This window comes from Candidatus Enterococcus avicola (assembly GCF_047470845.1).
Classification (GTDB): Bacteria; Bacillota; Bacilli; order Lactobacillales; family Enterococcaceae; genus Enterococcus_D; species Enterococcus_D casseliflavus.
Genome location: NZ_JBLGTY010000007.1, coordinates 18,900 through 33,267, shown reverse-complemented (window position 1 = coordinate 33,267; position 14,368 = coordinate 18,900). Strand labels below are relative to the sequence as shown.

The 14,368-nt window shown below is 42.5% G+C and carries 11 protein-coding genes and 1 other annotated feature; of the genes, 10 read left to right on the top strand and 1 reads right to left on the bottom strand.

All coding sequences use genetic code 11. From position 1 onward, the window contains the following. The first annotated feature begins 374 nt into the window (after positions 1 to 374). The 6 genes from pdhA to ACI3E5_RS07990 all read left to right on the top strand — a co-directional run bounded on the left by pdhA (position 375) and on the right by ACI3E5_RS07990 (position 8,598). On the top strand, positions 375 to 1,484 hold the full coding sequence (gene pdhA / locus ACI3E5_RS08015) for a pyruvate dehydrogenase (acetyl-transferring) E1 component subunit alpha (RefSeq protein ID WP_005231936.1): 1,110 nt from the start codon (positions 375 to 377) through the stop codon (positions 1,482 to 1,484). 2 nt (positions 1,485 to 1,486) lie between these two features. Further along, positions 1,487 to 2,464 (top strand): alpha-ketoacid dehydrogenase subunit beta, encoded by a 978-nt coding sequence (locus ACI3E5_RS08010; RefSeq protein WP_005230047.1) that lies wholly within the window; start codon positions 1,487 to 1,489, stop codon positions 2,462 to 2,464. 25 nt (positions 2,465 to 2,489) lie between these two features. Then, positions 2,490 to 4,136: a dihydrolipoyllysine-residue acetyltransferase gene (locus ACI3E5_RS08005; RefSeq protein ID WP_142974095.1), complete on the top strand. Its 1,647-nt coding sequence runs from the start codon at positions 2,490 to 2,492 to the stop codon at positions 4,134 to 4,136. Positions 4,137 to 4,143: 7 nt separating this feature from the next. After that, entirely contained in the window at positions 4,144 to 5,550 is a 1,407-nt protein-coding gene (gene lpdA, locus ACI3E5_RS08000; RefSeq protein ID WP_005230052.1) for a dihydrolipoyl dehydrogenase, read from the top strand. A 110-nt stretch (positions 5,551 to 5,660) separates the two neighbouring features. After that, positions 5,661 to 5,914, top strand: a binding site (T-box leader). 50 nt (positions 5,915 to 5,964) lie between these two features. Further along, positions 5,965 to 7,236 (top strand): O-acetylhomoserine aminocarboxypropyltransferase/cysteine synthase family protein, encoded by a 1,272-nt coding sequence (locus ACI3E5_RS07995; protein ID WP_325845052.1) that lies wholly within the window; start codon positions 5,965 to 5,967, stop codon positions 7,234 to 7,236. Between the two features lie 162 nt (positions 7,237 to 7,398). Further along, positions 7,399 to 8,598: an MFS transporter gene (locus tag ACI3E5_RS07990; protein ID WP_325845053.1), complete on the top strand. Its 1,200-nt coding sequence runs from the start codon at positions 7,399 to 7,401 to the stop codon at positions 8,596 to 8,598. A 72-nt stretch (positions 8,599 to 8,670) separates the two neighbouring features. Here ACI3E5_RS07990 and ACI3E5_RS07985 read toward each other — a convergent pair whose 3' ends face one another. Continuing rightward, positions 8,671 to 9,195: a type 1 glutamine amidotransferase domain-containing protein gene (locus ACI3E5_RS07985; RefSeq protein WP_005230058.1), complete on the bottom strand. Its 525-nt coding sequence runs from the start codon at positions 9,193 to 9,195 to the stop codon at positions 8,671 to 8,673. A 218-nt stretch (positions 9,196 to 9,413) separates the two neighbouring features. On the opposite strand from ACI3E5_RS07985, the gene ACI3E5_RS07980 reads away from it, so the two are divergent. The 4 genes from ACI3E5_RS07980 (at position 9,414) to rlmD (ending at position 14,038) form a co-directional block, all read left to right on the top strand. After that, positions 9,414 to 9,686 carry a UPF0223 family protein gene (locus ACI3E5_RS07980; RefSeq protein ID WP_008381425.1) on the top strand — a complete coding sequence of 91 codons (273 nt, stop codon included), beginning with the start codon at positions 9,414 to 9,416 and terminating at the stop codon, positions 9,684 to 9,686. An 8-nt stretch (positions 9,687 to 9,694) separates the two neighbouring features. Then, positions 9,695 to 10,462 (top strand): inositol monophosphatase family protein, encoded by a 768-nt coding sequence (locus ACI3E5_RS07975; RefSeq protein WP_016611043.1) that lies wholly within the window; start codon positions 9,695 to 9,697, stop codon positions 10,460 to 10,462. Between the two features lie 129 nt (positions 10,463 to 10,591). After that, positions 10,592 to 12,430 (top strand): translational GTPase TypA, encoded by a 1,839-nt coding sequence (typA, locus tag ACI3E5_RS07970; RefSeq protein WP_005230064.1) that lies wholly within the window; start codon positions 10,592 to 10,594, stop codon positions 12,428 to 12,430. Positions 12,431 to 12,670: 240 nt separating this feature from the next. Continuing rightward, the gene (gene rlmD / locus ACI3E5_RS07965; protein WP_498821346.1) at positions 12,671 to 14,038 is read left to right on the top strand and encodes a 23S rRNA (uracil(1939)-C(5))-methyltransferase RlmD; all 1,368 of its coding nucleotides are present in this window, start codon (positions 12,671 to 12,673) and stop codon (positions 14,036 to 14,038) included. The last annotated feature ends 330 nt before the right edge of the window (positions 14,039 to 14,368 follow it).

Genomic DNA, 14,368 nt, shown 5'->3' with positions numbered 1-14,368 from the left:
GATCTCTGTATTATTTTTTTCTCATCTTAAGAAAATTCTTTTTGATTCAAGTCGAATCCTTCACAAGTAATAAAAGGAGGTTAATGGTAAATCTGTTTAGCTAAATGATGATTGCTGTACTATTCTTAAATAAAAAAAAGAATCTGAAAAGAAAAAATTGAAGAAAGCGATTGCTTTAATGTGATTAATTTCACTAATGTTTTCTTAAGAGTTGCTACAGTGGGAATTGTTTTATTAAAAAAAATACCCTTTTCACTTGTCATTTTCGAAGTTAAATGATAATTTATAAGAGTAAATGAAATTTCGATAGTACAGATTTAAACCCTGTTACATACGAAAGTGAATTTTTATATCAGAGAGGAAAGTGTGTCAAGATGGCAAAAAAACAAAAAGCACTTGATTTCCAAGCGATTTTGGAGCAAGTCAATGCAGATTTTCCAACTTACCAAGCTTTGGACAAAGACGGGAAAATTGTAAATCAAGAGTTAGTACCAGATTTAAGTGACGACGAATTAGTTGAATTGATGACTCGTATGGTATGGTCTCGTGTATTAGACCAACGCTCAACTGCGTTAAACCGTCAAGGTCGTCTAGGTTTCTTCGCGCCAACTGCTGGACAAGAAGCAAGCCAATTAGCAAGTCAATTTGCTTTTGAAAAAGAAGACGTTCTATTACCTGGTTACCGTGATGTACCACAATTGATCCAACACGGTCTGCCATTGAAAGAAGCGTTCTTATGGTCACGTGGTCACGTTGCTGGGAACCTTTACCCAGAAGATTTAAAAGCATTGCCACCACAAATCATCATCGGTGCACAATACGTCCAAGCAGCCGGCGTTGCTTTAGGATTGAAAAAACGCAATAAGAAAAATGTTGTATTCACTTATACAGGTGATGGCGGTTCTTCACAAGGGGACTTCTATGAAGCAATCAACTTTGCAGGGGCATACCATGCAAACGCTGTATTCTACATCCAAAACAATGGTTTTGCGATCTCTACACCTCGTGAAGTACAAAGTGCGGCACCAACATTGGCACAAAAAGCAGCAGCAGCTGGGATCCCTGGTATCCAAGTTGACGGTATGGATCCATTGGCAGTGTACTATGTTTCTAAAGCAGCTCGTGAATGGGCAGCAAACGGCAACGGTCCTGTATTGATTGAAACCTTGACTTACCGTTACGGTCCACATACATTGTCTGGTGATGATCCAACCCGTTACCGTTCAAAAGACATGGACAGCGAATGGCAACAAAAAGATCCATTGGTACGTTTCCGTACTTACCTAACTGAAAAAGGACTTTGGTCTGAAGAAAAAGAAGAACAAGTCATTGAACAAACAAAAGAAGAAATCAAAGCAGCGATCGCTGAAGCTGACCGCGTGCCAAAACAAAAAGTTTCAGATTTCTTGAAAAACATGTTTGAAGTTCAACCACAAAACATTAAAGAACAAATTGCAACTTACGAAGCGAAGGAGTCGAAATAGTCATGGCACAAAAAACAATGATTCAAGCAATTACAGATGCCTTAGCTGTTGAAATGGAAAATGACAAAGAGATTTTAGTCTTTGGTGAAGATGTCGGTAAAAACGGCGGGGTTTTCCGTGCAACAGAAGGTTTACAAGAAAAATTCGGCGAAGATCGTGTCTTCGATACCCCTCTTGCTGAATCTGGTATCGGCGGCTTGGCTTTCGGTTTAGCATTAGAAGGTTTCCGTCCAGTTCCAGAAATCCAATTCTTTGGTTTCGTATTTGAAACCTTTGACGAAATCGTTGGTCAAATGGCGCGTACTCGTTACCGTATGGGTGGTACACGTAATTTACCAATCACTATTCGTTCACCATTTGGTGGCGGTGTGCACACACCAGAATTGCACTCAGATAACTTGGAAGGATTGATCGCTCAATCACCTGGTATCCGTGTCGTTATTCCATCAAACCCATATGATGCAAAAGGATTATTGATTGCTTCTATCCGCAGCAATGACCCAGTTGTTTTCTTAGAGCACATGAAACTTTACCGTTCATTCCGTGAAGAAGTGCCAGAAGAAGCATACGAAGTTCCTTTAGACAAAGCAGCAGTAACTCGTGAAGGTTCTGATGTTTCCATCATCACTTATGGTGCGATGGTTCGTGAAGCAATCAAAGCTGCTGACAACTTAGCGAAAGAAAACATCAACGCTGAAATCATCGACTTGCGTACAGTTGCTCCTCTTGATGTTGAAACGATCATCAAATCAGTTGAAAAAACTGGTCGTGTGGTTGTCGTTCAAGAAGCACAAAAACAAGCAGGTGTTGGTGCTCAAGTCGTTTCTGAAATTTCTGAACGTGCGGTTCTATCACTAGAAGCTCCAATCGGACGCGTGTCTGCACCAGATACGATCTTCCCATTCGGTCAAGCTGAAAACATTTGGTTGCCAAATGCAAAAGACATCGAAGACAAAGTGAAAGAAATCGTGAACTTTTAATAGTTGAAGAAGGGAAGAATAGAAAATGGCATTTCAATTTAAATTACCGGATATCGGTGAAGGAATTGCAGAAGGCGAAATCGTAAAATGGTTCGTCAAAGCAGGGGATACCATCAATGAAGATGATACCTTACTAGAAGTTCAAAATGATAAATCAGTGGAAGAAATTCCATCTCCAGTAACAGGAACAGTGAAAAATATCGTTGTCCCTGAAGGTACAGTCGCAAACGTTGGGGACGTCCTTGTTGAGATCGATGCACCAGGACATGAAGACAACGAAGGCGATGAAGGTGTAGCAGCAGAGTCTCAAACACCAGCAAAACCAGCGGCAGAACCTACAACGGAAACGGCTGAAGCATCAGCTGGTTCTTCTGAAGGCGCAGGCGTTTTCCAATTCAAATTACCAGATATCGGTGAAGGTATTGCAGAAGGTGAAATCGTAAAATGGTTCGTTAAAGCAGGAGATACCATCAATGAAGATGATACGTTGCTTGAAGTTCAAAATGACAAATCAGTGGAAGAAATTCCATCTCCAGTAACAGGAACAGTGAAAAACATCGTTGTTGCTGAAGGAACAGTCGCAAATGTTGGGGATGTTTTAGTTGAAATCGACGCACCTGGTCACAACAGTGCGCCTGCTTCATCAAGCACATCTGCAGCAGCACCAAAAGAAAAAGTGGAAACTTCTGGTTCAGCAAGTGTTGTTGAAGCAGCAGATCCTAACAAACGCGTCTTGGCTATGCCTTCTGTCCGTCAATTTGCTCGTGAAAAAGATGTTGATATTTCTCAAGTATCAGCAACAGGTAAAGGCGGCCGTGTAACAAAAGAAGACATCGAAAACTTCCTATCAGGTGGCGGACAAGCTGCAAAAGCTGAAACTCAAGCTCCTGCGAAAGAAGAAACAAAAGCTGCAGCAACTGAAAGCAAACCAGCAGCTCCAGCAAAAGCCTTCAAATCAAACTTAGGTGATTTAGAAGAACGTGTGGCCTTAACACCTACACGTAAAGCAATCGCTAAAGCGATGGTAAACAGCAAACAAACAGCACCTCATGTAACCTTGCATGATGAAGTTGAAGTAACAAACCTATGGGATAACCGTAAGAAATTCAAAGAAGTTGCTGCTGCAAACGGCACAAAACTTACTTTCTTACCATATGTTGTGAAAGCATTGACTGCAACAGTGAAAAAATTCCCTATCTTGAATGCGTCGATCGATGATGCAAAACAAGAGATCGTATACAAAAACTATTACAACATCGGTATCGCAACAGATACTGACCATGGTTTGTATGTACCAAACGTAAAAGATGCAGATCGTAAAGGCATGTTTGCTATCGCTGATGAAATCAACGAAAAAGCAAAACTTGCTCATGACGGCAAATTAGCTGCAGATGATATGCGTAACGGTACCATCACGATCAGTAACATCGGTTCAGTTGGTGGCGGCTGGTTCACACCAGTAATCAACTACCCTGAAGTAGCTATTTTGGGTGTAGGTACGATCGCGCAACAACCAATCGTAAACGCTGAAGGCGAAATCGTTGTCGGACGTGTGATGAAACTTTCATTAAGCTTCGACCACCGTATCGTTGATGGCGCAACAGCGCAACAAGCAATGAATAATATCAAACGTCTATTAGCTGATCCAGAGCTATTAATGATGGAAGGATGATTAACAAATGGTAGTTGGAGATTTTGCTGTTGAATTAGATACAGTTGTAATCGGTGCGGGACCTGGCGGCTATGTAGCTGCCATCCGCGCTGCTGAAATGGGACAAAAAGTAGCAATCATTGAAAGAGAATACATCGGCGGCGTTTGTTTAAACGTTGGTTGTATCCCTTCAAAAGCTTTGATCGCTGCAGGTCATCATTACCAAGAATCTTTGGATTCAACAATGTTTGGTGTAACAAGTGAAAATGTTTCCCTTGATTTTACCAAAACACAAGAATGGAAAGACAACAAAGTCGTTAAAACGTTAACTTCTGGTGTTGGTTTCCTATTGAAAAAACATAAAGTTGAAACAATTGAAGGAGAAGCTTTCTTCGTTGATGATCACACATTGCGTGTCATCCACCCAGATTCAGCACAAACTTACTCTTTCAACAATGCGATCATCGCAACAGGTTCTCGTCCAATTGAAATCCCTGGTTTCAAATTCGGCGGACGTGTCCTTGATTCAACTGGCGGATTGGCATTAAAAGAAGTTCCTAAAAAATTCGTTGTTATCGGTGGCGGTGTCATCGGTTCTGAACTAGGTGCAGCGTATGCAAACCTAGGTGCAGAAGTAACGATCCTTGAAGGTTCTCCTCAAATCTTGCCAACCTATGAAAAAGACATGGTCAAATTGGTTGAAGAAGACTTTGCGAAAAAAGGTGTAACAGTCGTTACCAACGCAATGGCGAAAGAAGCAATTGACAATGGCGATAGCGTAACTGTGAAATATGCCGTAGATGGTAAAGAAGAATCAGTTACTGCTGATTACGTGATGGTTACTGTTGGCCGTCGTCCAAATACTGATGACATGGGCTTGGAACAAGCAGGTGTTGAAGTAGGCGAACGCGGATTGATCACGGTTGACAAACAAGGCCGTACCAACGTATCAAACATCTACGCAATTGGTGATATCGTTCCTGGTGCTGCATTAGCACATAAAGCCAGCTACGAAGCAAAAATCGCTGCTGAAGCAATCTCTGGCAAAAAAGTTGCTGTTGATTACAAAGCGATGCCTGCAGTTGCCTTTACTGACCCAGAATTGGCTTCTGTCGGTATGACGATCAAAGATGCCAAGGATGCTGGAATTGAAGCAAAAGCATTCAAATTCCCATTCTCAGGTAACGGTCGTGCGTTATCTTTAGGAAAAACCGAAGGATTCATTCGCTTAGTAACAACGGTTGAAGACAATGTGATCATCGGTGCGCAAATTGCTGGTTTAGGAGCAAGCGATATGGTTTCAGAACTTGCTCTTGCTATTGAATCTGGCATGAACGCAGAAGATATCGCGTTAACCATCCATCCACATCCATCTCTAGGTGAGATAACAATGGATGCTGCTGAGTTAGCTCTAGGTTTACCAATCCACATTTAAGTTTTTTGAAACTCGTTCATCATTTGGTGAACGAGTTTTTTTATCACCAAAAATAAAGCGATCCTAAGCTATTGACAGAATCTTCTGTAAATGATACGATGCTCTTAATATTTCAACCGTTGATGAGGAAAGTACATTGATTTGGCAAGCCTAGAGAGTCTTCGTAGGGTGCAAGAAGAACTTGTAGAATCAATCGAAAATGGCCTCAGAGGTGATCTTCTGAACTTGTACGAAAGATAAGGAGATCCGGGTGCGCCCGCTATCGCGTCAGAGTATAACGACGTTAATTTGTCGCGTACTTGCTGAGAAGCATGCTGGAAAGTCTGCTTGAATAAAGGTGGTAACACGTAAACACGTCCTTTGATATCTCGATATCAGAGGGCTTTTTTATTTGTATTATTAAGGAGGAATAGTATGACAGAAAGATTTGAGACGATTCAATTACACGGAGGACAAACACCAGATCCTACCACAGGGAGTCGCGCCGTACCCATTTATCAAACCACATCGTATGTGTTTGAGGACGCAGATCAAGCGGCAGCGAGATTTAGTCTTAGTGAGAATGGCAATATCTATACCCGTATTACCAATCCGACAACGGCTGTTCTAGAAGAACGATTAGCCCTCTTAGAAGGCGGTGTCGGTGCGTTAGCAACGGCTTCTGGCTCAGCAGCGATCACCTATGCGATTTTAAATCTTGCACAAGCAGGAGATCATATCGTTTCTGCTGCTTCAATTTATGGGGGGACCTATAATTTATTCGCTCATACGTTGCCAGATTTTGGCATCACTACAAGCTTTGTTGATAGTGAAGATCTGGCAGCACTAAAAGCAGCCATCCAAGAAAATACTAAAGCAGTTTTTCTAGAGTCTTTAGGCAATCCAGATATTGATATTGCCGACTTTAAAAAGATTGCAGCGATCGCTCATGAAGCAGGGATTCCCCTCATCATTGACAATACCTTTGCGACTCCCTATCTGTTTCGAGGATTTGAGCATGGGGCGGACATCGTCGTTTATTCCACGACAAAATACCTCGGTGGTCACGGCGCTGCTTTGGGAGGGGCCATTATCGACAGCGGCAACTTTGATTGGACAAATGGCAAATTTCCCAAGCTGGTCGATCCCGATCATAGCTACCATGGAATCTCATGGGTAGAAGCCGCTGGTAACGCTGCCTATATCACTCGGGCACGAACGATTCTTTTACGAGATACAGGCGCTGCGATTTCTCCCTTCAATTCATGGGTGTTGCTGTTAGGCATCGAGACGCTTTCGTTGCGGATGGAACGTCATGTAGAAAATGCGCAACAAGTTGCTGAATTTTTAGCCAAGCACTCGGAAGTCTCTTGGGTTCATTTCCCAACACTGCCGGACAGCCCCTATTTTGAACGGGCGCAGGAGTATTTCCCCAAAGGGACCAGTTCCGTCTTTTCCTTTAGATTAAAGGGTGGAGCAGAAGCAAGCAAAACCTTTTGTGGCGCAACCAAGCTCTTCTCTTTGCTGGCAAATGTCGGGGATGCAAAGTCCTTGATCATCCATCCAGCTTCGACGACCCATTCCCAGCTTAGCGTAGAAGAACTTGCAGCAGCCAAAATTCGTCCAGAGACGATTCGCCTATCCATTGGATTGGAAAACATCAACGATCTCTTGGAAGATCTCACGCAAGCCTTCCAACAGCTCTAAATAGTTGAAGCAGTAGGAAAAGCGCAGGATACTATGCTGCGCTTTTTTGTTGTCGGTTAGTGTTTCAAATAAAACTGCGGTTTCTGTTGGTAGAAGGATAGAAAATCCATCGGTTCTATGCTATATTTAGTTGCTAAGGAATATGGATAAGGTGGGGGATGTATGCGTAATCATGCGAGTGACAAGAGGATTCGGTTTTACTACACAAGTTTGCAATTTCTTTATTGGATGATGTTTTGCTCAATCTATGGCTTTGCGACCCTTTTTTTGATTTATTTCAAGGTCGATCCAGCAAAAATTGGCGGTATTTTAGCCTTAGTCAATATTGCGTCTACGATTTTGCAGCCCTTCATCAGTCAAATCATTATCAAAAAAAGTAAAGTACCGCTGATCGTTGTCTTGAAAACGATGACAATCGGCGTGGTCGCGGTGCTCTTAGCAGGTGTGATTTTCCCTGCATTATCAATACTGACCTATGTCTTAGGAGGGATTTTGCTCGTTTCCATGCAGTCCTTTCTCAACGCCTTGGCGTTTGAATACACGAATAGCGGCAACAAAATCAATTTTGGCTTTTCGCGTGCGGGTGGGTCACTAGGATTTGCGGGAACCTCCTTTTTACTGGGGCAGCTCTTGGAGGAGTTTTCGGCAGCCCTTTTGCCGATGATCGCTATCGGGCAGGCCGTTTTGTTTCTCATTATTTTGCTTTTGCTGCCAGCGATTAAGAAGCCAGAAATGCCCGTGATGCTTACAGAACAAAGTCATTCAGGTGCCTTTTTGAAGAAATATCCTTTTCTACTCTTTCTCTTTGTCGGGTTTAGCTTTCTTTTCAGCTTCCACACGATGATCAACAGCTTTTTGGCACAAATTTTTGCCGATATTGGCGGTGGCAGTAAGGAAGTTGGCATCGCCCTGATGGTTGCGGCGTTATGTGAATTGCCAGGCATGATTTTCTTTGAACAGTTAGTGAGGATACGGTCTAGTCGTTTTTGGCTGTTGTTTTCCAGTGTTGCCTTTGCCATTCGTGGGGTGCTGATGCTGTTGATCAGCTCCATCATCCTGATGGAAATGAGCCATTTGATGCAAGGGGTTAGCTTTGCTTTGTTTATTCCAGCTTCGGCTTATTTGTTCAACCATAGTTTGGCAGATGAAGATCGGGTTTTTGGACAAACGATTATTATCATTGCTACCACGATCGGTGGCGTGATCGGTAATCTTTTGGGCGGGATGCTGATCCAAAGCTTCGGTGTTTGGGAAATGCTTTTGATTGGGACTGGGTTTGCCGTTCTAGGTGCTGCATTGACCTTTATCGGTGTGAAAAAAATCCCTAAAAGTAACAAGAAACTAGCGATCGTAAGCGAATGATCGATAGGTAGAAAAAAGAGTTGCGGCCGTATTTGCTTCGGTCGCAACTCTTTTGAATCTGATCAACGGGTACTATTTCTTTTCTAATACAGCGATAAATTCCCGCATATAGTCTGGTAGATCTGGAGGACGGCGGCTGGAAACGATATGTCCATCCGTAACCACAGGTGTATCCACCCATGTGGCTCCAGCATTTGTCATATCATCTTTGATGCCTGGTGTACTGGTGACCGTCTTGCCTTGCAGGATATTCGCAGAAATCAAGACCCAGCCTGCATGACAGATTTGACCAATGACTTTTTCGTCTTTGTCCATCGTTTGCACGAAAGAGATGACCTCTGGGAAACGTCGTAATTTATCAGGCGCCCAACCACCTGGAACTAAGATGGCATCGTAGTCATCGGCATGAATATCAGAAAAAGCATAGGCTGATTCTGCGGGTACACCGTATTTGCCAATATACGTTTTATGCGCTTCTTCACCGACTAAATCGACTTGCGCGCCTTCTTCCCGTAACCGATGGACCGGGTACCACAGTTCTAAATCTTCGAAATCATTGTCGACTAAGGCAATGATTTTTTTGTTTTCTAAACGCAAGAGAATTCCTCCTTTAGGTTGCTAACACAAGTGTAACAAATGCCTAGAAAAACAACAAAATATCCGCTTTGCTGTCGGTGACTAAACGAGCAGAGTGATTCTTTGTTAGTTTTTTTAAGAGAATTACTTATAAAAAAATGCTTGTACCAAAGAACCTCTTTTCGACAATAAGAGGTTTTATGGTACACTGGAAGAGAAAGAAACTAGAGGTGAAAACTATGCGGGATTATCAATATCCTCTTGACTTAGATTGGTCGACAGATGAAATGGTCGTCGTCATGAAGATGTGGGAACGGTTAGAACAAGCCTATGAAAAAGGCCTTCCTAGTAGTACGTTTCTTGAGGCGTATCAAGCCTTTAAGAAAGTCGTTCCTAGTATTGGCGAGGAACGCCGTTTAGGCAGAGAATTTGAAGAACTATCAGGCTACTCGCTGTACCATGCTGTGCAGGCAGCGAAAAAGACTGAGGGAAAATTAAAAATGAAAGGGTAGATCAACGAATGCATGAAATCGTTAATGAAGTTCGCCAGTGGATGATCGCTGCAGGTGAAACGATCAAAGACAATTTAAATAAAGAAGACTTAGTGGTCGAGACAAAATCAGGACGGAAAGACTTAGTGACAGAATTGGATAAAGCCACGCAAGATTTTCTGATTGGTAAGATCCAATCCTATGATCCGGATGCCAAAATTTTAGGTGAAGAAAACGGACTGGACACACTTGCCGACATGAGTGGGCGGGTCTTCATCATTGATCCGATCGATGGAACGATGAATTTCGTGTTAGAAAAAGAAAACTTTTGTATCATGATCGCGATTTACGAAGAGGGCAAAGGGCGCTTTGGCTTTGTCTATAATGTTATGAAAGATGAATTCTTATGGGGTGGTCCAGAGATTGGTGTCTATAACAATGGCGAGAAGATCGAACCGCCGAAAGATATTGCCTTATCCGAAGGTCTCGTTGGCTTGAATTCACCCATGTTGATCCATAACCGCCACCACGAAACCGAGGTCAGTGACAAAGCATTAGGCATTCGTATGACTGGCTGTGCTGGGGTAGAGCTGATTGCCCTCGCTAAAGGACAAAGAGCAGGCTATCTTTCTCATCTTGCGCCATGGGATTATGCGCCAGGGGGCGTTTTGTTAGAAACCCTTGGATTAAAAATGGCAAACATCAAAGGAGAGCCGCTATCCTTGAATGGACGGGAATTGTTCGTAGGCGGTACACCGAAAGCTTTTGAAGAATTATTGGCGATCGTCAATCAATAAGAAAAAACCAGATATTTAATAAATATCTGGTTTTTTCTGTAAAAATGAAAACTTTGCACTATATTTCAGAAAGAAATTCTGGTATAATGGCTTGTCGAGTGCAATGTCACCAAAAAAGGAGTTTATAAATTGAATATTAGAAATGATATCCGCAACGTCGCTATTATTGCCCACGTTGACCACGGAAAAACTACATTAGTTGATGAATTATTGAAACAATCCCAAACGTTAGATAGCCATACCCAATTACAAGAACGGGCGATGGATTCAAATGCGATCGAAAAAGAACGTGGTATCACGATCTTAGCGAAAAATACAGCGGTTGAATACAACGGAACCAAAATCAATATCATGGATACCCCAGGACACGCGGACTTCGGTGGTGAAGTAGAGCGGATCATGAAAATGGTCGATGGTGTTGTTTTAGTTGTTGATGCTTATGAAGGAACGATGCCTCAAACACGTTTCGTATTGAAAAAAGCGTTGGAACAACATTTAGTACCAATCGTTGTTGTTAACAAAATCGACAAACCATCTGCTCGTCCTGAGCACGTGGTAGATGAAGTATTAGAACTATTTATCGAATTAGGTGCAGACGATGACCAATTGGACTTCCCAGTGATCTACGCTTCAGCGATCAACGGAACCTCAAGTGAATCAGATGATCCTGCCGATCAACAAAAAACGATGGCACCATTGTTTGATACGATCGTAAAACATATTCCAGCGCCAATCGACAACAGCGATGAGCCATTGCAATTCCAAGTATCGTTGCTTGATTATAATGACTACGTTGGACGCATCGGAATCGGACGTGTCTTTCGTGGAACGATCAAAGTTGGTGACCAAGTTGCTTTGATGAAACTTGATGGCCAAGTGAAGAAATTCCGTGTCACAAAATTATTCGGTTTCTTCGGTTTGAAACGTTTAGAGATCCAAGAAGCGAAAGCTGGCGATTTGATCGCTGTTTCTGGGATGGAAGACATCTTCGTTGGTGAAACAGTCACACCGATCGATCACCAAGACTCGTTACCTGTTTTACACATTGATGAGCCAACGTTACAAATGACCTTTGTCGTGAACAATTCACCATTTGCAGGTCGTGAAGGGAAATTCGTAACCGCTCGTAAAATTGAAGAACGCTTGATGGCGCAACTACAAACAGACGTGTCTCTACGTGTTGAACCAATCGGACCAGATTCTTGGACTGTTTCAGGACGTGGCGAACTTCATTTGTCGATCTTGATCGAAAACATGCGTCGTGAAGGTTTTGAATTGCAAGTTTCTCGTCCAGAAGTTATCGAACGCGAAATTGATGGCGTGAAATGCGAACCATTTGAACGAGTGCAAATCGACACACCAGAAGAATACATGGGTTCAGTGATTGAATCACTAGGGATTCGTAAAGCAGAAATGCAAGATATGATCAATACAGGAAATGGACAAGTACGGATCATTTTCTTAGCACCAGCTCGTGGCTTGATCGGCTATACGACAGAATTCTTATCAATGACTCGCGGCTACGGTATCATGCACCACACCTTCGACCAATACTTGCCAATGATCCAAGGGCAAATCGGCGGACGCCACCACGGCGCACTAGTATCGATCGATACAGGAAAAGCAACGACTTACTCAATCATGAGTATTGAAGAACGTGGAACGGTCTTCGTTGAACCAGGTACTGAAGTATATGAAGGAATGATCGTCGGCGAAAACTCTCGTGACAATGACTTAACGGTCAATATCACGAAAGCAAAACAAATGACCAACGTTCGTTCAGCGACGAAAGACCAAACATCTGTCATCAAGAAACCAAGAATCCTTTCACTAGAAGAATCATTGGAGTTCTTGAACGATGACGAATATTGTGAAGTAACACCAGAAAGCATTCGTTTGAGAAAACAAATCTTGAACAAGAGCGAACGGGAAAAATCACAGAAAAAGAAAAAAACAGCTGACAAATAAACAATGATCAAGGTTTTTACCAACTTCTGATCTGTTCGATTTTCCGAAGGATGGAAAAGGGATTGCTCCTGTGGTGCAGCGGCTCTTCGCCGCAACCCCTAGAAAAGCAATCAGCCGATTTCCCTCCTTCGGTTCTTTTTTGCACGTCTACCCGATCTGTTGAACCGTTAAAATAAGCAGCGCTTGCAATTTCGACCATTCCTTTTTAAAATGGAGAAAGTAAGCACAAAGGAGAAATCTATGAAAAATTATCCTGTTAAAAAGAATCAGGAACTTGAAGTCGATATTTTGGACCTTTCCCATGAAGGAAATGGGATCGCCAAAGTCGATGGCTACTTATTATTTATTGAAAACACCCTGCCAAATGAACGTGCCTTAGTCAAAGTATTGAAAGTCGGCAACAAATTTGGTTTTGCCAAAGTGATGAAACTGTTGCAAGCAAGTCCTGATCGGCAAGAATTACCGAATGAAGCATTGTTGCGCACCGGGATCGCCCCATTGAGTCATTTGAACTATGACAAGCAATTAGCCTTCAAACAGCAGCAAGTAGAGAATGTTTTGGCTAAAATCGCCAAACTGCCTGAAATCAAGGTCAAGGCACCAATCGGAATGGAAAAACCATTTGGTTACCGCAACAAAGCGCAAATCCCTGTGCAAAAGATTCATGGAAAATTAACGACTGGATTTTACCGCAAAAACAGCCATACTCTGGTACCGATCGAAGACTTTTATATTCAAGATCCAAACATCGATCAAGCAATCAGCAAAGTCAGAGATATTTTGCAGCGCTTCAATGTCAAAGCCTACAATGAAGAAGCCCATGAAGGGTTCTTACGCCACATTGTCGTTCGTCGTGGGCATCACTCAGGTGAAATGATGGTCGTATTAGTGACACGTAAACCGAAATTCTTCAAGGGAGAAGAGATCGCGGAAGTGATCCACGAAGAGATTCCAGAAGTTGTTTCTGTCATTCAAAACATCAATGAAGAAAAAACCAATGTGATCATGGGCGAGTTCGAGCGTGTCTTGTATGGCAAGTCATCGATCGATGATCAATTATTAGGCAAAACCTTCCAAATCTCAGCGAAATCTTTCTATCAAGTCAACACAGCGCAAACAGAAGTCTTGTACCAAACCGCCTTCGAGATGGCACAACTGTCTGAAAATGATATCGTTGTGGATGCCTATGCAGGAATCGGAACGATCGGGATCAGTTTGGCTGATCGCGTGAAAGAAGTGTTAGGGATGGAAGTCATTCCTGAAGCAGTGAACGATGCCAAAGCCAATGCCAAAAGAAATGGTGTCGAAAACGTGCATTACTTTATCGGTAAAGCCGAAAAAATCATGCCGCAATGGCTACGTGAAGGCATTCAACCGACGGTCGTCTTCGTTGATCCACCTCGCAAAGGTTTAGATGCCAGCTTTATTGAAACGACCGCTGCAGTTAAACCAGAGCGCATCGTTTACATTTCCTGCAATCCAGCAACCTTGGCTCGTGATCTCGCGTTGTTTGAAGAAGAAGGGTATGTGACAAAAGAAGTCCAACCTGTTGATTTGTTCCCACAAACGACCCATGTGGAGTGTGTCGTGTTGTTAGAACGTCGTTAAGAAAAACGAGTTCTTTTCAGCAATTTTGACCGTGAATTCTTTTTATGGTAATTGTCATAAAATCTTACGATAACAAAGTTACTAGAGAAGGCGAATCAATTGAGAAATAAGCAACTATAACCCATCTGTCTATCTAATTACGTCGATTGTGACGTTTGGAATGGATGAAATATAAAACCAGAAACTGGAACAGAAAGACATTCTTTTTTGTTCCAGTTTTTTTGTTCTTTCTCACTAATGATGAGCGGGGACAAAATCAATGCAAAAAGCAGTGAAGTTACAAATATGCAGACAGCCAAATCCTTTAACAAAATGGTTTGTCGGCAATTT